Below are 22,273 nucleotides of genomic sequence, written 5' to 3' on the forward strand. Positions count from 1 at the left end.
TGGACTTGAGTTTTAGGCTGCAAGACGCAGGACACGAATTCGCGAAACCTGAAACTCATAACACTTACGGAGTTTTCGCTTTGACGCACTCGATGTCAAGCCGGATTTCCACGTCCTCTCCGACGACGAGTCCGCCGCTGTCGAGCGTTTTGTTCCAAATCATGCCGAACTCTTTGCGGTTCAGCTTCCCCTGGGCGGTGAACCCGGCTCTGGTGTTGCCCCAGGGATCTTTAGTCGCACCGTTGAAGGTTCCGATGAGCGTGACCTCCTTGGTCATGCCGCGCAGCGTGAAGTGACCGATCACTGTGTAGGTGTCTCCCTGCTTCTGGTACTGCTTCATCTTGTACGTCATCGTCGGAAACTGTTTGACGTCCAAGAAATCGGCAGTGCGGAGATGCGCGTCGCGTTTTTCGTGGTTTGTGTTGATCGACTCGGCGGTGATCGTCGCTTCAATAGTTTTGAAGGTTTTGGCGTCCGCATCCATCTCGACGAATCCATGATAGTCCATGAACCGTCCCGACGTTTTTGACACCATCATATGGGCGACACGAAACTCAATCGTCGAATGATCCGGGTCGATGTCCCAACGAGTCGTTTCCGCCTCGACGCCCAGCGGGAGGAGCATCAACAGGCCCGTGATCACGACTCTCCGCATCCATCTCGCCCGGATCTTCATTTCTGCCCCTTTCGGCATCGCAGCCTCCATGAACTTTGGGTCATTTCTTCAGCGACCTCGAAGTTGGACGAGGTTTCTGAGGGTTGATGACCGCACGAGATCCCTGTCCTCCCTTCGCCCCTGTCTTCATCAGCACGTGAACATCGATGGGCTCCGATCCCAAATCCTGGGGAAACACGGGAAATGGTTGCGCGTGGAGGATGGCATGGATACCGGCCGTATCAATCTCGCGAGCCCCGGATCCTTTTTCAATCTGGATCAACTGGGCTCGTCCACCGGGATAGAGCCGAAATCGTACATGCACGGTCTCGCTGGACGGGGAATGACGGACTCGGCGCACGGCATGACTCCAGCTTCGGCTGACGAGGTGGCTCACTCGGTGCCAATAGGTTTGCGGCTGTTCCGCTGAAGGGGGCGGCAGGAGATCTTCTTCAATCACCGGTCCACTGGCCAATGGAATAGCGTCCGGCAGTGGTTCAGCTTGGTCCGTGGCCAAATCGCTGGCGCTCGATTCATTTTGATCGAGCGGCGACGGCTCCTTGTCGGGGCTCGGTGGTTCCGGTGGTTCCAACGTGACGTACACGATGCGTGTCATGATCCGCTCGAACTTCTTCTCATTGGATCTGGCGAATGTGAATTGTAGCCGTGAAATGTTCGGGTTCACCGACAGTCGGGTTGGCGGAACGGGTTCAAGGGTCGTCGTTGCCTTCATCACCATGGATGAAGGATCGGGTGTAAATGTCACGACCTGTAACTGGAAATGGCTTGATTCACAGATGGCGACCAATGGCGCATGGCCCTGGGCGACTCCGCCGAGTGTAATCGACAATTCGAGCGGTTGGCCGAGTTGGATATCCCCGGAGTGATTCGAACCGGCGAAATCGAACGTGACCCATCGTTTTCCGGAAGAAAATGCCTGAGACGCCGCAGGCCGAGAGTCTGCCCGCGCGTCGGCCTGAAGAAGCGTGAGGCCCAATACAACGATCGGAAGGCCGCAAGCCAAGATCAGACGGGTAACAGCCGGATGGACCATGGTCACGGCATCCTACTCATCGTCGGGACATCCGCGCAACCCGTTCTTTCCCTAAACCTATGTGTCGAACCGATGGAGTTAGTATAGAATAGGTTCATGCAAGCACTCGTCAAGACCGCCGCAGAACCAGGTTTGACCCTGAGGGATTGGGCTGATCCGACCCCCGGTCCACATGATGCCGTCGTGAAGGTCGCCGCTACGTCATTGTGTGGAACCGATGCGCATATCTACCGTTGGGACGAATGGGCGCAGAAGCGTATCCAGCCTCCACGCATCATCGGCCATGAATTGTGCGGCCATGTCGTCGAGGTTGGGCGTGAGGTGTCTCTCGTCAAGGTCGGTGATTACGTCGCGGCCGAATCGCACCTGACCTGTGGAGCGTGTTTCCAGTGCCGGACGGGACAGGCGCACGTGTGCAAGAATTACAAGATTCTCGGGGTCGACCGAGACGGGTCTTACGCACAGTATGTCGTGTTGCCCGAGGGGGTTCTGTGGCACACGGATTCGGGAATCCCTCCGGAGTTGGCCTGTGTGCAGGAACCGCTCGGGAATGCGGTCGACGCGGCGCTTGCTGAAGACCTCACCGGTCATACGGTGTTGATCACGGGATGTGGTCCGACGGGCCTCTTTGCCGCGGCGGTTGCGCGGACCGCCGGCGCCGCCACAATCATTGCGTCCGATGTCAGCGACTATCGGCTCGGTTTGGCGAAGCAGGTCGGGGTCGATCATGTGCTCAATGCGAAGACGGAATCACCGGAACGAGTGGGGGCGGCGATCCTCGATATGACGGGCGGTGAAGGGGTGGATGCGGCGCTGGAAATGTCAGGAAATCCCCCGGCCTTGCACCAGGCCTTCCGCGCAGTGAAGAACGGGGGACGAGTGACTCTGTTCGGCATTCCGACCGGTTCGGTGTGCTTCGATCTGCCGAACGAAATTATTTTTAAGGGCATCCGTGTCTATGGAATCACCGGCCGTCGTCTTTTCGGCACATGGTATCGGTTGGCAGGACTGTTTAAGGCGGGTCTCGATATTCGGCCGGTCGTCACACATTCTTTCCCTCTGCGAGAGTTTGCGACCGGCTTTGAATTGATCCAGTCCGGCCAATGCGGCAAAGTCGTCTTGTTCCCTTAACCGGTCAGACGGCAGGCCTTCCCGATCTTTGGCAAAGCGTCTATTCCACGTCGACGACGAACCATGGCGTATCACTCACTTAAAGCATCTCTCCAAACTCAACTTGCCGATATCAGAGCCCGCGGTCTCTATAAGGTCGAACGTCGACTGTTGAGCCCACAGGGTGCCGACATCAGAGTGGCGCAAGGTCACGCGCTGAATCTCTGCGCGAACAATTATCTGGGCTTGGCGAATCACCCGGCTATCGTGCAGGCCGCCCACAAGGGGTTGGAAACGTATGGATACGGCATGGCTTCAGTGCGGTTCATTTGCGGCACGCAGGATCTGCACAAACAGCTCGAACAGGCCGTCAGTGAATTTCTCGGTACCGAGGACTCGATCCTATACAGTTCGTGCTTTGATGCGAACGGAGGATTGTTCGAGGTCTTGGTGGATGAGCATGATGCCGTCATCAGTGATGCGTTGAATCATGCCAGCCTCATCGACGGCATCAGACTGTGCAAGGCTAAACGGTTCCGATATGCCCATTCCAACATGGCGGAACTTGAAGCTCGGCTACAGGATTCGAGTGACTGCCGCCTGCGGCTGGTCGCAACCGATGGCGTGTTCTCGATGGATGGCGATCTGGCCAAACTGGATCAGATCGTGGAGCTTGCGGAACGGTACGATGCGGCGGTGGTGGTTGATGACAGTCATGCGACCGGGGTCCTCGGTCCCAAGGGGCGGGGCACACCGGCTCATTTCGGGGTCGCCGACAGAATCGAGATCGTCACCAGCACGTTGGGGAAGACGCTCGGTGGCGCGACCGGCGGATTTACATCCGGGAAGGCCGAGGTGGTCGAGTTGCTGCGCCAACGATCGAGGCCCTATCTGTTTTCGAACGCGCTTCCCCCTCCCGTCGCGGCCGGCGCATTGTGTGCCCTGGATCTGGTGCAGCAAGGCGACCATCTCAGGGAAAGCATTCGCGCCAATGCCGCCTTCTTCCGGGAACAGCTGGCTTCGCTTGGTTTCAGGCTCGTTCCTGGCGAGCATCCGATCATCCCCGTCATGTTGGGTGACGCCGTCCTGGCCACGTCTATGGCGGAAGCGCTACTGAAAGAAGGAGTCTATGTCGTCGGGTTCAGTTATCCGGTGGTGCCGCAAGGGCAGGCACGAATCCGGACTCAAATGTCGGCTGCCCATACGACTGATCAGCTCAAGCAAGCCGTGGAGGCGTTTGCACGGGTGGGACGATCGCTCGGTGTGATCCGCTAGCTCCTTCAAGGATTTCCCCAGAATTGACATTTTGCAGTCAGGTCAGTATCCTCGCACTCTTTATTATGTGAAGGAGCAGGGGTATGAAAGTCATTCTTCAAGAGACCATGGAAGGCGTGGGTCACCTCGGCGATCTCATCAACGTCGCTGATGGATTTGCACGAAATTATCTGTTACCGCGCCGCAAGGCGGTTGAGGCCGACGGCCGTAGCATTAAAGCGTTCGAACACGTCAAGCGAGTCGCCGCTGAGAAGGCCAAGAAGGAAAAGCTGGAGATCGAGTCCTATGCCAAGAAGGTGTCGGCGGTTGCGCTGACGATCGAGGCGCAAGTCGGCAAGGACGACAAGATGTTCGGTTCCGTCACGGCCAAAGACATCGCTGAAGGATTGGCCGCCCAAGGTGTGACGGTGGATCGCCGCAAGATTCAGCTGGCGCATCCGATCAAGGAACTCGGCACCGTGGCGGTACCGATCAAGATGCCCAGAGATGTGACGGCGACGGTGACGGTTCGCGTGGTGAAGAAAGAAGAGCCTGAAGAGACTCCGGCATAGGTATTCGAATATGGAAAAGATGCTCGGCGATGCAATCGGTTCATGGGACGCACTGAAGACCGCAGACCCTGAAGTCTGCGCTGCGATCCAAGCGGAAGAAGTCCGGCAGCGGGAGAAGCTGCTCTTGATTGCGTCGGAAAATTTTGCCAGCCCCGCCGTTTTGGCGGCGCAAGGTTCCTTGCTCACCAATAAGTATGCCGAAGGGTATCCCGGCAAGCGATACTACGGCGGCTGTCAGCATGCCGACACAGTGGAAGATCTGGCGATTCAACGATGTAAAGAGATTTTCGGGGCCGAACACGTCAATGTGCAGCCGCATTCCGGTTCGCAGGCCAACATGGCGGCGTATCTGTCGGTCCTGAAGGCAGGGGACACCATTCTTGGAATGGACCTTGCCCAGGGCGGGCACCTCACGCACGGGAGCAAAGTCAACTTCTCCGGTCTCCTCTTCCGCGTCTTCTCGTATGGTGTCGATCGCCAGACCGAAATCATCGACTACGACGCCGTCCAAAAGATTGCAGAAGAATGCCGCCCCAGGATGATCGTGGTCGGGGCCAGCGCCTATGCCCGCGTGCTGGATTTTCCTCGATTCCAAAGGATTGCCAAATCGGTTGGAGCCTATCTGCTGGTCGATATCGCCCATATCGCCGGACTCATTGCAGCGGGGCTTCATCCGAATCCCGTTCCCTACGCGGACTTCGTCACGACGACGACCCATAAGACGTTGCGCGGTCCGCGCGGGGGCGTCACGATGTGTAAGGCCGAACATGCGAAGGCGGTCGATAAACTGGTGTTCCCGGGTCTACAGGGAGGACCCTTGATGCATGTAATCGCCGCCAAGGCCGTCGCCTTCAAGGAGGCGTTGTCGCCGTCATTCAAGCGCTATCAGCAGCAAGTACTCACCAATGCGAAAGCCCTGGCGAGAGAATTCGTCGATCGCGGCTACAAGATTGTCTCCGGCGGAACGGATACGCACCTGATGCTCCTGAATCTCACGAACAAGGGCATCACCGGGAAAGAAGCGGATGCCGCCCTCGATGCGGCCGGGATTATCGTCAATAAGAACGCCGTTCCGTACGATGAAAAGCCACCCGCCGTAGCCAGCGGTATCCGCTTGGGGTCGCCGATCGTGTCGACGCGCGGGATGCGTGAATCGGAAATGAAGCAGATCGTCGACTTAGTCGACCGCGTCCTTCAACACAGGCAGGACCCGGCGGTGCTCGAAGAAGTTCGTGCACAGGCCAAAGCGTTGTGCGCCCGATTTCCCATCTTTCATCCCTACTAGCCAGCCGATAGCGAGAGAGCAGGGTCGCCGCCGGTGAAATGTCCGTTCTGTGATGAACTCGAAGACAAAGTCGTCGATTCTCGCATGGCCAAGGAAGGCGAGGTCATCCGCCGCCGGCGCGAGTGTCTTGGCTGTAAACGCCGCTACACCACCTACGAACGCGTCGAGGAAATTCTGCCCGTCGTCGTGAAAAAAGACGGCCGACGCGAGTCGTTCGACCGCACCAAGATCCTCGCCGGAATGAAGAAAGCGTGCGAAAAGCGGCCGATCAGCACCGGGACTATCGAAACCGTCACCGATCGGATAGAAAAACGGATTCAAGAGATGGGCGAAACGGAGATTGAAAGTCGGGTCGTGGGGGAAGAAGTCATGAAGGAGTTGCACCAGCTGGACCAGGTCGCCTATGTCCGATTTGCCTCCGTCTATCGGGAGTTCAAGGACATCGACCAATTCATGGACGAATTGAAAACGCTGGCTCAGCAACGCCGCGAACGGTAATACGTTACTCCTGGAGCCATGGTCCGTCTTCTCCGGACTCGTTCCCTCCTCTCCGATTCGACAACCATCCATTGTGATCCTGACGGACTCTGTGCAGGAAGTGCTGGACCGATGAGCAAACCGCTTCCCAAGCGTGCGAGACGGAATACGCCGACTTCAGGCGCGACGAGCGTCGCCATCATCGGCGCCGGTCGCGGTGGTACGGCATTGATGGAGATTTTTGCGAATGACCCGCTGGTGCAGATTGTGGGCGTCGCGGAACGCGATCCGGAAGCGCCGGGACTTGGATTGGCCAAACAACTCAGAATCCCGATCACCCGCGATTATCGACAGTTGTTGGCGATGGAGCGAGTCGATCTGGTCATCGATGTGTCGGGCGACGCGGATGTCTGGGTGTTTCTCCAGGATTTTCATCGCATGGGGGTGACGATCATCGGCGGTGCCAGCGCCAAGTTCATGTGGGAACTGATCGAGGCTCGGATTCGCGCAACGGCCGAGATTGAGAAGACCTTGAACAAATATCAATCCCTGTACCGGCTCTACGTGAAAGAGAGCGGAGCAGCGGTGACGGAGGAGCGGACCAGAATCGCCTGCGAGATGCATGACGGGCTGGTGCAAAGCCTGGCGGGAGTGAATTTCAAACTGGATCTCTCCCAACAACTGTTCCGGAAGAATCCAAGAGCCAGTCTGACCACCATCAAAGAGAGCAAAGCCCAACTCAAGTTGGCCATTCAGGAGGCCCGGCAGGTCATTTTCAACCTCCGGCCCTTGCACTATGACAAGATGGAATTGATTCCCGCCCTGACGAACTATTTCAAATCCTACGAGATCCAAACCCATATCACCACGAAGTTTACGGTGGCCGGGGATGAGCAGATCCTCTTTCCGCGAACGAAGATATTCCTCTTCCGGATCATTCAGGAAGCCTTGAGCAACGTTCAGAAACATGCGAAAGCCGACCGAGTCTCGATCAAACTGGACATCGCGATCGATATGTTGCATGTCACCATCACCGACAATGGGGTGGGATTCGACCTGGAAACCGTCTTGCGTGACCCTGAAAAGTGGGATCATTTCGGGATTAAGGGCATCTTGGAACGAGCGCGCCTAGTCGGAGGAGAGGGACGCGTCCAATCCAAACCGGGGAAGGGCACAAAAATCATCGTCGAGGTGCCGCTGGGTTATAAGGAGGAGAGGGGCAATGGAGAAAATTAAGGTTCTGATTTCCGATGATCACCGGGTTGTCCGGGAAGGCTTGGCCGCCATTCTCAAGACTAAGGAGGACATTCAGGTCATCGGTGAAGCGCAGGACGGGGTTGAGGCGGTGGAGAAAGCTCGTGCCCTGCTCCCGGACGTCATTTTAATGGATGTGAGCATGCCGCGTATGGGCGGTGTCGAGGCAACGAGACAGATCAAACGCGAATTTCCGCACATCGGCATCGTGGCTTTGACCATGTATGAGGAGCAGCAATACATCTTCGATCTCGTTCGTGCCGGAGCGACAGGGTACCTGCTGAAGGACTCCGAGTCGTCGCAGATCGTTGCAGCCATACGCGCGATCTATCGAGGCGAATCACTGATCCATCCCTCCGTCGCCAGCAAAATCTTGGCCGAATTCTCGTTGATGGCCCAAAAGAAGGGGAAGAAACCGGCTTGGGCTGAGCACGATTTGACTGAGCGGGAGATTACAGTGTTACGATTGGTCGCCGACGGAAAAACCAACAAGGAGATCGCGAACAACCTCGACCTCAGTGAAAAGACCGTGAAAAATCATGTCAGGAACATCTTCCACAAGCTGCAAGTCTACGACCGTACACAAGCGGCGATTCTCGCCATTCGCAAAGGACTGATCGAGCTCGATCCGAAGCGGTAGGAGGTACTGCCGCGACAAGTCCGTGGCCCGCAGCAGCCTTTTGCAACTCGTCACAGTTTCAATTCCGAGAGGAAGCCCATGGCTTATAGCTGGGGATAGATTCTCTACGGCAGGTTAGCTGAAACGGCCTTAAGAGACGAAACAGTCGTCAATATTTCTATCGGAACCCACGGGCTATGGTGATCGCGTAGGTCCTGGGGGTTCCATTCGGTGCAGTCACGGTGATCGATGCTATGGTGATCGTTCCCGGCCCATTCAATGGAATGGTCGCTTGGCCGGTCGCGGTTCCTGCGCCGGCTGTCACTGAACCGGACATCACAGCGCTCGGATCAGCTTTGGTTGCAAATAGGGTCACACTGTCGATACCACTGCCGACGGTGACGGTGTAGAGCAGGAGGCCCTGGGAAAAAGCGGGAACCAACGCGCCTGGTGTCACACTCAACGCCGACAGAGCATTCTCGCTACCGGGAGTGGCTCGATTCACGGAGATACGGTACGTTTTTGAGTCTCCATTCGGCGCAGTCACGATAATTGACACGGCGGTCGTGGTTCCTTGCCCTCCGAGCGGAATGGTCGCCTGGCCGGTTGCGGTCCCGGCAGCAGCGGACACCGACCCGGACATCACAGCATCCGAATCGGCCTTGGTTGCGGAAACGGCCACGCTGTCGATACTACTGCCGACGGTGACCGTGTAGTTCAGGGTGCTTTGGGCAAAAGCGGGAATCAACACGCCTGGGGTCACACTCAGCGCGGACAGATTGTTGTTCACTCGACTCACCGTGATGCGGTACGTCTTCGAAATTCCATTCGACGCGGTCACGGTGATCGACACCACGGTGCTCGACCCTGGCTGGCCCAACGGAATGGTCGCCTGGCCGGTTGCGGTTCCCGCCCCGGCTGCCACTGCACCGGACATGACCGCGTTCGGATCGGTTTTAGTCGCGGAGACAGTCACACTCGTGATGGCAGCGTCGACATCCGTCGTGTAGTTCAGGGTGCCTGGAACAAAAGCCGGAGCCAAGGATCCAGGTGTCACACTTAACGCCGACAGGTCGTTGTTTACTTTGCGCACAATGACCACGTAGGTGTTTTGGGTTCGGCTTGGTGCCGTCAACACGATAATGATGTTAGTTGTAGGCTGTGGGAGTGCAATGGTGCGCGCCTCTCCGGGGCTCGTGTCCTGCCCATTGATCGTCATCGTTGTTCCGCCGTCTCGAGGGGTGGCTCTTACGGTGACACTGGTGTCCGCTGTCGACACGTCGACTGTATAGGTTGTGATATCGCTGGAAAAAGCCGGATCAAGCCCTCCAGGGGTGACGCTCAGGCTGGCGAGCTGTCCCTCCGCGCTAACCGACGCCGTATCCTGGCAGCCGGAGATCCCCAAGCCGATGACAATCAGAAGGACGGCAGCAAAACATTGCCCGGCTATGGTGAACGTGCGCCCCATGTGATGCGGGTCACTTTCTCTCGATTGATGATGAGCTGTCTGTTCCGGTGAACCCAAACGGTAGGCGTAAAGGCTACGAGAGGGCTCAAAATCGGCCTCTGACGTCTTCACAAGGCCTAGTGATTGTATAGCTGATCCCATAGGTCCGGTCAACACATTGGATGAGGAGCTATGAGGATTGCGAAGGGCCCGAGGCAGGTTGTGTCGATTGCTGCGGGGTTCTCATTGTACGCTTGCCGGCGCCCAGTGTGGAATTCGGTTTGGAGAGTGATGGATTCAATAGATCCATTGGAGTCGGATCTACGAATGCGAGGACGATCCTCTAGCGGAACGGTCGGCTGACGGTGATACGGTAGGTTTTGGGGGTTCCATCCGGTGCGGTCACGGTGATTAACACCTCTGTGGTTGTTCCTAGCCCCACGGAGGCGGTCACTTGACCCGTTGAGTCCCCCGCTGCAGCGATGACCGAACCGGATGCGGACATCACGGCGTTTGGGTCAGACTTGGTTGCGGAAAGGGTCACACTGGCGACTCCGCTATCGACGTTCACAGCATACGTCACAGTGCCTGGAGCAAAGGGTGGAGCCAGGCTGCCCGATGACACAGTCAAGGCCGACAAGTTGTTGTTCGCGGACGCTGCTCGGCTCACGGTGATGCGGTAGGTCTTGGCGATTCCATTCGGGGCGGTCACGACAATGGTGATGTTCGTGTCCGATCCTGGAGCGCCGAGGGTAATGTCGCGGCCTTGGCCTGAGCTGGTTCCCTGTCCATTCACCACCATGCTCGCATTCGAGTCTGCTTTCGTGGCGGAGACGGTTACTTCGGTGACCGTGGTCGCCACGTCCGCCGAGTAGGCCGTGGTGTTTGGAGCAAAGCCAGGATCCAAGGAGCCTTGTGTCACAGACAAGGCCGACAAGTTGTTATTGCTGGCGAGCGCCGCTCGTTCAACCGTGATGCGGTAGATCTTTGAGCTCCCATTTGGAGCGGTCAGAGTGATCGACACTGAGGTGGTCGTCCCTGGTCCCCCGAGTTGAATGGATGCTTGTCCTGAAGCTGTTCCCCCCCCGGCGGTTATCGAACCGGACATCTCAGCATTTGGATCGGATTTCGTCGCGGAGACGGTCACGCTTGTGACAGCGCTCGCCACGGTCACCGTGTAGCTGATGGTGTTTTGTGCAAACGCAGGGGCCAAGGGGCCTGGCGTCACGCTCAAGGCCGATAGGTTGTTGTTGCTCGATTCCGCTCGGTTGACGACGACGACGTAGGTGTTGCGGCTTCCGCTTTGCGCCGTCAAGACGATCGTAATGCTGGTGCTGGATCCCAGCGACCCCAGCATGACGGTCCGTCCCTGCCCGACGCCGGTGGCAACTCCGTTGATCGTCATGGTGGTTGTGTTGTCTTCCGGGGTGGCTACCACCGAGACGCCAGTCACGGTGCTCGCCACGTCGACCGTATAGCTCGAGGTGCTTGGAGCAAAGGCGGGAGACAAGGCGCCCGGCGTCACGCGCAAAGCCGAGAGATCGCTGTTATTCGATGCCGGTCTATTGACGATGACGACATAGGTATTGCGACTTCCGCTCTGCGCCGTTAAAGAGATCGTAATGTTCGTGCGTGACCCCGGATCTCCTAACGTGATGGTCCGCCCCTGTCCCGCGCCGGTGGCGGTTCCGTTGATCGTCATAGTGGTCGTGTTGTCTTCAGGGGTGGCGGTCACCGTGACACTGGTCACAGTCGTCGAGACATCGACCTCATAACTGACGGTGTTGCTTGAGAAGGCCGGCCGGAGCACGCCTGGACTGACGGATAGGCTGGAGAGTCGAGCCTCGGGTTCATCCGAGATCGATCCGGTATCTTGACAGCCGTAGAAAATGAAGCCGATCGCCAGGATGAGGGCGATAGCTAGCCCGTGTGTGATGAATGGAATTCTGCGCCCCATCAGGAGCCGATCACCTTCCCTTGGTACTCGAAATGATGAGCCCGTCGGTTCTGGTGAACCCAAACGTGAAATGTGGAAATGACGAGAGGGTTCAGATTAGTTGAGCAGGAGGTAGATGTATAGCCAATCCGACTGATGAGGTCAAGACTCGAATCGAGAGAGAAGTAAATCAGTGTGTGGGAATCGGATCCGTACGGTGACGAAAATTCTGTGAGAGGTCTATTCTTCCGGTACTGTTCCCGTCTCAGCCATTCTTATCGCTGCCATCATTAACTGCTGAGACGGGACGCGGTCAGTTGTATTTACCCGGGATCCCCAGGGGCCGTGCTGTCGATGGTCACTTGCAAGCCTCCACTCTTATCAGACTCAAGATTTGTTGCCGTACTGGTCACTGTGCTGGTAATCGTGTGGGTCCCGTCAGGCAGCGGTGCCGTTGGCTGGAGAGTACTATTAGTCGCATTAAAGGTAGATGGGATCTTGGTTGGACCCATGTAAAGGTTTGGAGTCAGGCCTGGCCCCGGCTGAGGTATTGCGAATCTCGGTGTCGTGATATTGGTGTTGTTGTCCGACCTGCTCGTGCCGGGGGCGCACCCGTCAGCATCAACATTGGGAGGTACCCCAAGAGGACAGGAGTCATCCGCTGATATCAGATCCGGTGCACTTGCCGGTGGTGCAGGCGGTGCTGCCGGTGCTGGTTGGTTGACGGTAATAAGGTACGTCTTATCATTACCATTCGGAGCAGTCACACTAACTTCTATTTCGGTGCTGGATGGACCACCCGGAAGAGGGATGGAACGAGAATTCCCCCCTTGTGTATTGATCGTCACGGTTGCACTTGAGTCCTGGGGAGTGGCGGTCACGAGGATGGACGTATCGCTGCTGCTCACGTTGTTTACGGTATAAGCAGTCCTGGCACTGGTAAACGCGGGGCTCAGGGTGCCTGGCGACACCGTCAACGCCGACAAGTTGTTGTTCCCGCCCAGAGCAGCACGGATGACATTCACAGAATAGGTTCTCTGGCTGCCGTTCTGGGCCGTCACAGCGATATTGATCAAGGTGTTCGATCCCGCCCCATTCAACGTAATGGTTCGAGCCTGCCCGGAATTCGTGACTTGTCCATTCACGGTCGTGCTCGCCGCAGTATCTTGTTCAGTGGGTGTCACCGTGACGCTGGTCACGCCACTTTCAACATTCACCGTGTAATCCTCTGTGTTGGTAGTGAAGGCAGGTGATAGTGGGCCTGGGGTTACACTCAAGCCTGAGAGGTTGTTGTTCCCGCCCAGTGCGGCACGGATAACGTTCACGGAATAGGTTTTCTGGCTGCCGTTCTGGGCCGTCACAGCGATATTGATCAAGGTGTTCGATCCCGCCCCATTCAACGTAATGGTTCGAGCCTGCCCGGAATTCGTGACTTGTCCATTCACGGTCGTGCTCGCCGCAGTATCTTGTTCAGTAGGCGTCACCGTGACGCTGGTCACGCCGCTTCCTACATTCACTGTGTAATCCTCTGTGGCGGTGCTGAAGGCAGGGGCTAATGGTCCCGGCGACACGCTCAATGCCGACAGATTATTGTTTCCAGCAAGTGCGGCACGGATGACGTTCACAGAATATGTCTTGGAGGGGCCGCTCTGAGGGTTCACGACGATATTGATAAAGGTGTTTGCTCCCGGTGCGTTCAACGTAATGGTTCGAGCCTGCCCAGAGTTAGTAGCCTGCCCATTCACGGTCATGCTTGCCGCGGTATCTTGCAGGGTCGGTGTTACTGTGACACTGGCTACGCCACTTCCCACATTGACCGTATAGCCGACCGTGCCGGCGCTGAAGGATGGGGCCAACGGTCCTGGTGAAATGGGCAGAGTCTGCAAATTGTTATTGTTGGACACCCCGCGACTCACGGTCGCCAGGTAGGTCTTGTCATTTCCGTTCTGAGCCGTGACGATAATCGTGATGTTCGTGCTCTGGCCTGGGCCATTAAGGGTTATGGCACGGGCTTGACCGGAGATCGCCGCTTGTCCATTCACCGTTACCGTTGCAGCAGGATCCGACAACGTGGGCGTGACATTGACGCTTCCGACGCTGTTGGCGACGTTGACGGTATAGCTTTGCACGTTCGCATCGAATGCGGGAGCCAGGGTTCCGGAGGAAACCGTCAGACCCTGTAAGGAGTTGTTTCCGGCTAATCCTGCTCTGACTAAACGGACCGTGTAGGTTCTCGAATTCGTGTCTGATTCTGAAACAACGATACTGACGATCGTCGTTGATCCTGCCGGATCCAGTGTAATGGTGCGGCTTGTCGTCGCCTGCCCATTAATAGTTACGGTGTCGCCTGACACCGCCGCTTGGGCGGTGACGATCACACTTGCAATGTTGCTGGTCAGATCGACACGGTATGAGGTTATTCCGCCGCTGAACCCCGGTTGAAGGGTGCCGGGACTGACTGTCAGCCTGGAGAGTTCCACTTCTGGGTTAACGGATGCCGTATCACCACAGCCGTACGTTCCCAGGGCGATCGCGACGAAAAGGACAGCGGCTAGATATTGGCCGGCAACGGTCATGGTGCGGATCATATAGATTGTTCACTTTCTCTAAAGGTATGAAGTGTCAGGTCCATCTTATGAACCCTAACAAGAGGTGCAGATACTTATGAGAGAGTCCAAGCTGGTCCACCTTACTTAACTGTATGTCCCAGCGGACGGGGGGAGTACGTATAACCGATCCACTTGGGTGAGGTCAAGAGCCATCAGGCCTTGGTGGGCTGGGCTCCGCGGAACTCAGGTGGACACTGTATGTAGGATTTTCGATGAGAAGCCAGCTTTTTTGAGGCCGCTCGTGTTACTCACCCAGGGAATGGGAACCGTTGGTCTTCGGATGAGACTGATTATGGAGGTCTTCTACAGGTATGGCGATGTCGATACAGCGGCTCTTATGATCCGTCGGACCCAATAGAATCCAACGGCGAGCGCGAGCATTTCTAGAATAACGTTCTGACGATGACAACAGAGTATAGCTTTGAATCTCCATTCGGGGCCGTAACGTTGATCAACACTGTCACGGGTAATAGTGGTACGAGGAGAAAGGGCTGTTGTCCTGTTGCGACCCCGGCTCCAGCCGTTACGTCACCCGACATCACGGCATTCGGATCGGATTTGGTCGCGGAGACGATTACATTGTCGACACTGAGCGGAACTTCCACCGAATATGTCGTTGTGCTCTGAGCAAAGTCGGGAACTAAGGTGCCGGGCGTCACCGTCAAGGCCGACAGGTTGTTGTCGCTTGCCGGAGCCGCGCGGTTTACAGTGACGGTGTAGGTCTTAGGGGTGCCATTCGGAGCCGTCACGATGATGGACACCAGCTTGCTGGTCCCTGGCCCGTCGAGCAGGATGGTCGCTTGTCCTTGGTTTGGGACATCACCCGAGATGACGGCATTCGAATCGGACTTCGTGGCCGTGACGGTCACTTCGGTAACGTCGGTGGCCACATTGACTGCGTAGTCTAAGGTGCCTGCAGCAAAGGCAGGTGTCATGGAACCTGGTGCGACGGTCAAGGCAGACAGATTATTGTCGCTGGAGAGCAGACGGTTCACGGTAATCGTATAGGTCTTTGAGTCACCATTCGAGGCTGTGACAGTAATCGATACGATCTTGCTGGTCCCCGGCCCGTCAAGCGGGATGATCGCTTGTCCTTGATTGGGCACATCACCCGAGATCACGGCATTGGAATCAGACTTCGTGGCTATGACGGTCACGGCGGTGACATCGGTGGCCACGTCCACTGCGTAGTTCAACGTAGTTGGATCAAAATTTGGAGCCAAGGTGCCTGGTGTGACCGTTAATGCCGACAAGTTGTTATCGCCGGAGAGACGGTTCACGGTGATGGTGTAGGTCTTCGCGGCGCCATTCGGAGCTGCCACAGTGATCGACACCTGCTTGCTGGTTCCTGGCCCATCGAGTGGGATCGTCGCCTGTCCTGTTGGGACTCCTGCTCCAGCCGTTACAGAACCGGACATCACCGCAATAGGATCGGATTTAGTTGCGGAGACGATCACTTGGGTGGCGGCGGGGGCAACGTTCACAGTGTAGTTCAAGGTAGCCGGATCAAAGGCAGGGGCCAGAGGGCCTGGTGTCACGCTCAACGCGGATAGATTGTTGTCGCTCGACAAGGGCCGAACGACATCGACGCTATAAGTGGTCTCGCTTCCAGTCTGTGTCGTCAAGTTGATGCTGATGGCGGTGGTCGATCCAGGGGGGCCAAGTGTCACGATGCGCCCCTGCCCAGCGCTTGTGATGTTCCCATTGATCGTCATGGTCACATTGCTATCTTTAGGTCTGGCCGTCACGGTGACACTGGCCGTGGTCGCCGATACTCTCAGTGCGTAGCTTGTGACATTGCTTGAAAATGTGGGCTGGAGCCTGCCGGGGGCAATCCCTAAGCCGGAGAGCGGTACTTCAGGCTCATCTGAAATCGACACTGTATCCGCACAGCCCAAGGCACTCAAGCAGAGAGCAACAAGGAGGGTGGCCGCTAGGTATTGGCATATGGCAGTCAGGGTTGGTTTCATATAGACCCACCTATATTCGCTTGTCAGAATGTAGGAATGAGGGCTATCAAAATTCCTGTGAATTCACAGGGTAGAACTGGATACTACGAGAGGGTCTGAAATCGGTCTAGCCCTACATAGGTAAGGGTTTGCCTGAATTGTGAGGAGCGAAAGATCCGAGATTGAAATCATTATTTCGGAGCTAGAACGCTGAAGGTTCCGGTAGTCACAAGACCATCGGACATCTTTGACGGCGAGGCGATCAATGCCCGGTTCCTTGGGTGCCCTGCGGTTTGGCGAGAAGGTCGGTCTTGAGTGGAATCTGAGTGAGGAGCTCAGGACGCACTTGAAACACACCCTGCAGACGTTGGCCGGTGGCAAAGACAAGATTACCTGCATGGTTGCCGAGCGTCAGTTTTCCGATGGTTTTGCCGTCTTTGCCGGTGGCGACAAATTCCGCACTGGGCGCCAATAGTCCATACGGAGCCAGCGGCGCCGACTGCTTCATCACGCGTTCCTCGGCCGGCAGATTCGCAACTCGACTGACGAAGAGATCCGCCGCCTCTTGGCTCACCTTATCCGTAGGCTGGTCTTCGAGCACCCACTCGCCGGTTTGATTGATCAAGACATACTGCTGATCTCTGGTTTTGACCGACAACATCGCGATATCCGTGTAGTCGAGGCCGAGGAGTCGTTTATCCTGCAGATTGAACAGCTCCTTGGTCAGGTCCTTGAGCAGCGCCGGGTTGATGTAATAGAGCGGCGCATCGGCCGTCGTTTCCGCAATGGCCTCGCCGCTTTGGGGATCGGGTTGATAGAGCCGGACTGATTGGTCGCCGGCGGCGGTATGCAATGTGACCTTCACTTTTGGCGTCGTCAGGGTCTTGGCAATGGCTTCTCGTTCGGGGCCGGGATCGATGATGCCGAGCGCCTTCAGGTCTTCCAATCGAAACATCATTGAGCGAACTTCATTCTGGTCTGCTTCAGCTTCGATCGGATAACGGATTTTCCACAAGGGCTTGGGCTTGTCCTTGGCCATATTGTAGATCACGATCTCGGTCGTCGGGTAGGTCAGGCGAACCCGCTCGATGTCGTTTTGCACGAATCTCAGCAGCTCTTTCCGGCGGAACGCCATCAAGGATTTATTGATGAAGTCTTTCGGCGCCAGGTTCGTCAGGAGCACACGCCGGTCCGATACACGCAGCACATAGAGAGTATTTGAAAGGGGACCGCTGTCGCCGATCAAAATCGTCTCTTGTTGCGTCCCGGCTGTGATGGTGAGAGTAGTCACCGGCTGTTCAAGCCCGAATGGCGCCAGCGTGGTGGCTTGCTCTTCAACCGTTCTGTTCACGGCCCCTGTCACCAGCGCTCGAATGAGTGCCTGTACCTCGCGGTTATCCGCATCCGTTTGAAGCGGTGCTACGATAGTCCACTTGCCGGGTTCCGCCAGCTTGAATTCGATCGGTCCCTGAGCGGTGGTGATGGAGAGTCCGGTGATCGCGGTTTCCGGGAAAAGCAGAAGTTGCTTCTGCTCGCTTTCCTGTTTCTCTTCTCGCTGCTTAGCGGGAAATTCGACGAGATAGAGGTAGCCACCCAGACCGGCCAGCACGGCAAACATGAGTAAAGTCGGCCAGTAGCGCGTCATAGGCTAGAGGCGGCGGCGTTTTCTCCACACGATGATGCCGGTAAGAAACGTCATGAGCGGAAGGAAGACGACCTGAATGTAAATCAACGCGCGTTCCTGCGTGGGGTTAGGCGTGAAGGGCCGCAACGCAGGCTCCTTTGGCGCGATGGAAATCAAGTCGCGTTCTTCTGCGAGCCAACCCGTCGTGTGGAGGAAAAAGTCGCTGTTGCCGGGAAAATTGAAAAACGCGTTGGACACAAACGTGGAGTTGCCGATCACCACGATAGCCGGACGCGGTTTCCCTTCTTCAGGAGCCTTCTTAGGCGCCAGCGCTGCGGCCATGGGTAGCGGTCCTTTCACGTCTTCCTTTTCGTTCAGGCTCACGACCCGGCCCTGCATGTTTGTTTCAGCCCAGCTGTTCGGCGACGTACGGGCCAGCGGCACGAAGTCCCAGTCTTTTCCGACGAGTTCGTCGAACATCACGTGTCGGGACAGCGGCAACAGCACGGCAGAGGTGAGATCCTGGGTGATCTCATGTTCAGTGAACGTTCTGACCAACAGCGCGGTAAGGTCTCCCTGGGCCAATCGATCCTGTAAGTCCACCAAGACCCCGGGGCCCAAGCCGAGTCCCCAATGGGCGAGTAGTGACTCCAAACCAGTCTGAGTATCGGGATCGGCCAGAACCAAAAGATGGCCGCCCTTCTCGACGTAGGTCTGAATACGATCCTGCTCTTCTTTCATCACGGCGCGGCGTGGGCCGGCCAAGACCAACACTGAGGTGTTGTCCGGCACGGCCGATTCCTTCAGGAGCGAGATAGTGCCGACTTCATAGCCTTGGCGAGTCAGGGCTTCTTTGGCAAGGGAAAGGCCGTTGCGATCCTTATCCTCGACACTCAACTCGCTGTGCCCCTCGACAAACACGATGCGTTTCTTGGCGTCCTTGGATATCCGAAGCAGGGCACCGGTCAATTCCACTTCCGACGGTGAGGTGACGCGGATCGTTTGGCCGTTGCTCTCAAAAATCGCGGTATCGGTTCGGAAAATTCCGTAGTTTTGGGCGAGCTTTGGCTGTTTCTCCGGATCGATGAACTCTACGGCGAGCTTCGTGGAGGCTTGTCGATAACTCTCCAGTCGCTCCTTATAGGCCTGGTAGCCGGGATCTTTTTCCCTCGTGAAGACGGTGATTTTGACGTCGCGCGCCAAGGTTCTCAGGATCCGATGAGTTTGCGGTGCGAGCGTGAAGTTCTGGTTTTCCGATAGGTCCCAGCGTATCGAGTGCCGAGACGCCAAAAAGTTCACGATGATCAGAATACCCGAAACGAGCACGATCATGAGAAAGCTGTTCAGCCCCATCTTGGTCGAACGCCGGCCGGAAAAGGCTTTGACGGTCTCGAAGTGCAAGACAAAGAACAGCACCAGGCAGAGCAATCCCAACCCTTCCGCGATCGTGACCGCCCACAGCCAATCAGGTCTAAGGCTGTACGCAATCATGCCCCCGATTCCGAGCACGACTCCGAGCAGGCCGAAGGGAAGGGATTTCAGGTTCATTTCCAGCGTGTCGATTCCACGACTCGATGTGTGAGGAACAGCATGAGCGCCAGTCCACTTCCGAAATACACGAGATCGCTTGTGTCGATGAGTCCCCGCACCAGACGCTCATAGTGCTCCATGAAGGAGACATACGAGATGATTCGGCCTGCAGGGGTGTCGCCGAAGAGGCTGCCTAACCCGGAGATCAACCAGATCGTCAGCAGCATGCCGAAGCTGACAAAGGCGGCGACGATCTGGTTCTCCGTCAACGCCGACGCAAACACTCCTACGGAAAGAAAGAGGGCTCCCAGCAGCACCATCCCCAGATAGCCGGTCCAGATGGGGTTCCAATCGAAATCGCTGAACAGCATCAATACAGTCGGGACCAGCACGGTTAGTCCCAAGAGGCCGAGATACACCAGAAAGACACTGACGAACTTGGCGATGACTATCTCATTGATCCTGATGGGCGACGTCATCAGGAACTCAAACGTCCGAAGCTTGCGCTCTTCCGCGAACAATCGCATGGTGAGAATAGGCAGAATGAGCAGGAGGACGATACGCATGCTGGCGAAGAGATTTCGAAAGACCAGATCGTTCAAGTTAATCTGGGCCATCCCTCCCTGCATCTGCATCAATTGGATGGCTTGCGCCCCGGCAAATCCGACATACAGATATGAGAGTAGTCCAAAAATTAGTAAAAAGACGGCCCCCACCACGTAGACAATGGGGGATACGAAATACCCACGCAGTTCCTTGGCGATGACGGCCTGCACCGGGGTCATGGGGTTTCTACGCGTCCGTCCTTTCAGCAGAGGCCGTGCTGACCATGGCTTCCGCCGGCTCTGAGAGATGGTCCTCGTGGCGCGTGAGTTGGAGAAACACGTCTTCCAATGTCATAGACACGGTGCGGAGTTCGAGCAATCCCCACTGGTTTGAGACCACCACACGTGCGATCTCGTCCCGCAGATCGTGACCCAGTTCGCACTCGATGAGGAAAGTGCCCCCTGCCTGCCCTGGGAGAACATTCAAGATGCCGGAGATCGTGCGGAGCTTCATCTCGCAGTCGGCCGGGCATGTCTTGAGGGTAATCGAAATTTTCTCCGATTGACGCAGCCGGGCCGACAATTGTTCGGGAGTATCCTCCGCGACGATCCGCCCCTTATTGATAATGACCACTCGTTGGCAGACCGCCGTCGCTTCCGGGAGGATATGGGTGCTGAGAATGACTGAATGCGAGCCGGCCAAGCTCTTGATGAGTTCCCGGATTTCAATGATCTGTTTGGGATCGAGACCGACCGTCGGTTCGTCGAGGATCAGTACCGGGGGATCGTGCAGTAGCGCTTGTGCCAGTCCTACACGCTGACGATACCCACGGGAAAGGTTGCCGATCAGCCGGTGACGTACGGAGCCGATTTCGAGCCGTCCGACTGATTGGTCGAGCGCGGATGTCAGCTTAGATCCTGTGATCCCGCGAAGTCGTCCAACGAAGGTCAGATATTCGGTGACCGTCAGTTCTTGATAGACCGGTGGAGTTTCCGGTAGGTATCCGATCTGCCGCTTGACCTCCAGTGGTTGATCGGTGCAGTCATAGCCGGCCACTTTCGCACTGCCCTCCGTCGCCGGCATGAAACAAGTCAGGATCCGCATGGTAGTCGTTTTACCCGCGCCGTTGGGACCAAGGAACGCCAAGACTTCTCCCTTGGCCACGGAGAAAGTGACGCGATCAATAGCCGTGTGATGGCCGTATCGTTTGGTAATGTTCTGAACGTCGATCACGAATGCGATATCGGTGTGAGCAACCGTGGAGAATGGAGCGGTACCGCTCTAGAGTACGATAGCATTGCCTCGGGGATCTTACTCACTCCGTCGGGAGCAGTCAATACGGCCACAAGGACCAAACGTCATGAGGAAACACGACGGCGCTGTGGTATGGCTATTCGGACGTGAACGTTCGTCACCCTGTGCTCGTCGATAGCTCTTCGTCTTCATTGCCCAATCTATTCCACTCCCAAGGTGTTGATTTAGACGCACTTCTCCTTTATATAGAGGTGCGCCGCAGGCCAGCTTCTTGCCGTTGCCTGTGTTTTCCCCCTTGATAACGGAATCGGTTGACTCCATACGGAGGTGGGGGTGGCGGATACTCCAGTCGGTATTGTTGAAGTCCTAGGCCTCTCATAACCTGATATCGACGTGTACGACGAACGGTCGATAGCAAGCCAAAGGGAGGCGATACGCAGCATGTACACAGACATCCATTACAGAAGCTGGTCTTCATCGTATAAGCATTGTGCAATAGTTCTATGTCTTTCGTTGGGGGCCTGTTCTTGGATCCCCAAAGGGGATATGCAACTCGATGTCGGGATCAAGGATCGAGGAGTGGCTTCATGGTACGGTGAACAGTTTCACGGAAGACAAGCTGCGAACGGCGCGCTATTCGATATGGAAGCCCTGACGGCTGCGCATAGAACTATTCCTCTTGGGAGTGTGGTGCGTGTGGTTAATTTGACCAATGGGAAACACCTCTATGTGCGGATTACCGACCGTGGTCCTTACGAAAAAGGTCGGATTCTTGATCTTTCCCGTCGTGCGGCCGTGCAGTTGGGTATGGAGCATGAAGGGTTGGCGCATGTGCAAGTGGAGATCGTTGGTGAGCGCCATCCGGAGCTGATCTTGCTTTCAGAACGATTCTCAGAACGAGCTACGTCACTTCTTGCCGCTGCCGGGCCGGAATTTGACCGGACTTCCCCTGGCATGGCTTCTCCAGCTCGAAATTTCATAGGCGATCTTTGGATCGAGAGGCGCAATCGCTGGGCGCTTGCGATGCTCGTTGCGGATCATCCGGCGCAGGTTCCGGTCGCCTCATTGGTCATCAACTAAGTTCATCCTATCCCGCGG

General features: G+C 56.5%; 18 protein-coding genes. 8 read left to right on the forward strand and 10 right to left on the reverse strand.

Features of this window, described 5'->3' with window-relative positions; all coding sequences use genetic code 11:
- Positions 1-64: 64 nt before the first annotated feature.
- The gene (locus tag H8K04_03100; protein UVT17844.1) at positions 65-676 is read right to left on the reverse strand and encodes a polyisoprenoid-binding protein; all 612 of its coding nucleotides are present in this window, start codon (positions 674-676) and stop codon (positions 65-67) included.
- A gap of 40 nt (positions 677-716) precedes the next feature.
- On the reverse strand, positions 717-1,709 hold the full coding sequence (locus H8K04_03105) for an energy transducer TonB (protein UVT16566.1): 993 nt from the start codon (positions 1,707-1,709) through the stop codon (positions 717-719).
- Between the two features lie 96 nt (positions 1,710-1,805).
- Between H8K04_03105 and tdh the strand changes: the two genes are divergently transcribed.
- The 7 genes from tdh to H8K04_03140 all read left to right on the forward strand — a co-directional run bounded on the left by tdh (position 1,806) and on the right by H8K04_03140 (position 8,301).
- Positions 1,806-2,840: an L-threonine 3-dehydrogenase gene (gene tdh, locus H8K04_03110; protein UVT16567.1), complete on the forward strand. Its 1,035-nt coding sequence runs from the start codon at positions 1,806-1,808 to the stop codon at positions 2,838-2,840.
- Positions 2,841-2,903: 63 nt separating this feature from the next.
- The gene (locus tag H8K04_03115; GenBank protein UVT16568.1) at positions 2,904-4,094 is read left to right on the forward strand and encodes a glycine C-acetyltransferase; all 1,191 of its coding nucleotides are present in this window, start codon (positions 2,904-2,906) and stop codon (positions 4,092-4,094) included.
- 83 nt (positions 4,095-4,177) lie between these two features.
- Entirely contained in the window at positions 4,178-4,645 is a 468-nt protein-coding gene (locus tag H8K04_03120; protein ID UVT16569.1) for a 50S ribosomal protein L9, read from the forward strand.
- A 19-nt stretch (positions 4,646-4,664) separates the two neighbouring features.
- Positions 4,665-5,930, forward strand: coding sequence for a serine hydroxymethyltransferase (locus H8K04_03125; protein ID UVT17845.1), 1,266 nt, complete (start codon positions 4,665-4,667; stop codon positions 5,928-5,930).
- Between the two features lie 33 nt (positions 5,931-5,963).
- Positions 5,964-6,428, forward strand: coding sequence for a transcriptional repressor NrdR (nrdR, locus tag H8K04_03130; protein ID UVT16570.1), 465 nt, complete (start codon positions 5,964-5,966; stop codon positions 6,426-6,428).
- 111 nt (positions 6,429-6,539) lie between these two features.
- A complete protein-coding gene (locus tag H8K04_03135) occupies positions 6,540-7,643 on the forward strand; it encodes a hypothetical protein (GenBank protein ID UVT16571.1) in 1,104 nt (367 codons plus the stop codon).
- A complete protein-coding gene (locus tag H8K04_03140) occupies positions 7,630-8,301 on the forward strand; it encodes a response regulator transcription factor (GenBank protein UVT16572.1) in 672 nt (223 codons plus the stop codon). The genes H8K04_03135 and H8K04_03140 overlap by 14 nt, the downstream gene beginning before the upstream one ends.
- A gap of 157 nt (positions 8,302-8,458) precedes the next feature.
- Here H8K04_03140 and H8K04_03145 read toward each other — a convergent pair whose 3' ends face one another.
- The 8 genes from H8K04_03145 to H8K04_03180 form a co-directional block, all read right to left on the reverse strand.
- Positions 8,459-9,748, reverse strand: a complete 1,290-nt coding sequence (locus H8K04_03145; protein UVT16573.1) for a cadherin-like beta sandwich domain-containing protein — start codon at positions 9,746-9,748, stop codon at positions 8,459-8,461.
- A gap of 322 nt (positions 9,749-10,070) precedes the next feature.
- Positions 10,071-11,684 (reverse strand): cadherin-like beta sandwich domain-containing protein, encoded by a 1,614-nt coding sequence (locus H8K04_03150; GenBank protein UVT16574.1) that lies wholly within the window; start codon positions 11,682-11,684, stop codon positions 10,071-10,073.
- Positions 11,685-11,986: 302 nt separating this feature from the next.
- The gene (locus tag H8K04_03155; GenBank protein ID UVT16575.1) at positions 11,987-14,251 is read right to left on the reverse strand and encodes a cadherin-like beta sandwich domain-containing protein; all 2,265 of its coding nucleotides are present in this window, start codon (positions 14,249-14,251) and stop codon (positions 11,987-11,989) included.
- A 404-nt stretch (positions 14,252-14,655) separates the two neighbouring features.
- On the reverse strand, positions 14,656-16,242 hold the full coding sequence (locus H8K04_03160) for a cadherin-like beta sandwich domain-containing protein (protein ID UVT16576.1): 1,587 nt from the start codon (positions 16,240-16,242) through the stop codon (positions 14,656-14,658).
- A 241-nt stretch (positions 16,243-16,483) separates the two neighbouring features.
- Entirely contained in the window at positions 16,484-17,866 is a 1,383-nt protein-coding gene (locus H8K04_03165) for a DUF4340 domain-containing protein (protein UVT16577.1), read from the reverse strand.
- Positions 17,867-17,869: 3 nt separating this feature from the next.
- Positions 17,870-19,393, reverse strand: a complete 1,524-nt coding sequence (locus H8K04_03170) for a GldG family protein (protein ID UVT16578.1) — start codon at positions 19,391-19,393, stop codon at positions 17,870-17,872.
- Positions 19,390-20,160, reverse strand: coding sequence for an ABC transporter permease subunit (locus H8K04_03175; GenBank protein ID UVT16579.1), 771 nt, complete (start codon positions 20,158-20,160; stop codon positions 19,390-19,392). The genes H8K04_03170 and H8K04_03175 overlap by 4 nt, the downstream gene beginning before the upstream one ends.
- A 7-nt stretch (positions 20,161-20,167) precedes the next feature.
- A complete protein-coding gene (locus tag H8K04_03180) occupies positions 20,168-21,154 on the reverse strand; it encodes an ATP-binding cassette domain-containing protein (GenBank protein UVT16580.1) in 987 nt (328 codons plus the stop codon).
- A 567-nt stretch (positions 21,155-21,721) separates the two neighbouring features.
- On the opposite strand from H8K04_03180, the gene H8K04_03185 reads away from it, so the two are divergent.
- Positions 21,722-22,255: a septal ring lytic transglycosylase RlpA family protein gene (locus H8K04_03185; GenBank protein ID UVT16581.1), complete on the forward strand. Its 534-nt coding sequence runs from the start codon at positions 21,722-21,724 to the stop codon at positions 22,253-22,255.
- Positions 22,256-22,273 lie beyond the last annotated feature (18 nt).

The sequence above is a fragment of the Nitrospira sp. genome (assembly GCA_024760525.1).
In the GTDB taxonomy this organism is placed as follows: Bacteria; Nitrospirota; Nitrospiria; order Nitrospirales; family Nitrospiraceae; genus Nitrospira_D.

Coding starts and splice junctions, on each gene's coding strand:
- H8K04_03100 (UVT17844.1), bottom strand. CDS start 676: ATGAAGATCCGGGCGAGATGGATGCGGAGAGTCGTGATCACGGGCCTG.
- H8K04_03105 (UVT16566.1), bottom strand. CDS start 1,709: ATGGTCCATCCGGCTGTTACCCGTCTGATCTTGGCTTGCGGCCTTCCG.
- tdh (UVT16567.1), top strand. CDS start 1,806: ATGCAAGCACTCGTCAAGACCGCCGCAGAACCAGGTTTGACCCTGAGG.
- H8K04_03115 (UVT16568.1), top strand. CDS start 2,904: ATGGCGTATCACTCACTTAAAGCATCTCTCCAAACTCAACTTGCCGAT.
- H8K04_03120 (UVT16569.1), top strand. CDS start 4,178: ATGAAAGTCATTCTTCAAGAGACCATGGAAGGCGTGGGTCACCTCGGC.
- H8K04_03125 (UVT17845.1), top strand. CDS start 4,665: ATGCTCGGCGATGCAATCGGTTCATGGGACGCACTGAAGACCGCAGAC.
- H8K04_03135 (UVT16571.1), top strand. CDS start 6,540: ATGAGCAAACCGCTTCCCAAGCGTGCGAGACGGAATACGCCGACTTCA.
- H8K04_03140 (UVT16572.1), top strand. CDS start 7,630: ATGGAGAAAATTAAGGTTCTGATTTCCGATGATCACCGGGTTGTCCGG.
- H8K04_03145 (UVT16573.1), bottom strand. CDS start 9,748: ATGGGGCGCACGTTCACCATAGCCGGGCAATGTTTTGCTGCCGTCCTT.
- H8K04_03150 (UVT16574.1), bottom strand. CDS start 11,684: ATGGGGCGCAGAATTCCATTCATCACACACGGGCTAGCTATCGCCCTC.
- H8K04_03155 (UVT16575.1), bottom strand. CDS start 14,251: ATGATCCGCACCATGACCGTTGCCGGCCAATATCTAGCCGCTGTCCTT.
- H8K04_03160 (UVT16576.1), bottom strand. CDS start 16,242: ATGAAACCAACCCTGACTGCCATATGCCAATACCTAGCGGCCACCCTC.
- H8K04_03165 (UVT16577.1), bottom strand. CDS start 17,866: ATGACGCGCTACTGGCCGACTTTACTCATGTTTGCCGTGCTGGCCGGT.
- H8K04_03170 (UVT16578.1), bottom strand. CDS start 19,393: ATGAACCTGAAATCCCTTCCCTTCGGCCTGCTCGGAGTCGTGCTCGGA.
- H8K04_03175 (UVT16579.1), bottom strand. CDS start 20,160: ATGACCCCGGTGCAGGCCGTCATCGCCAAGGAACTGCGTGGGTATTTC.
- H8K04_03185 (UVT16581.1), top strand. CDS start 21,722: ATGCAACTCGATGTCGGGATCAAGGATCGAGGAGTGGCTTCATGGTAC.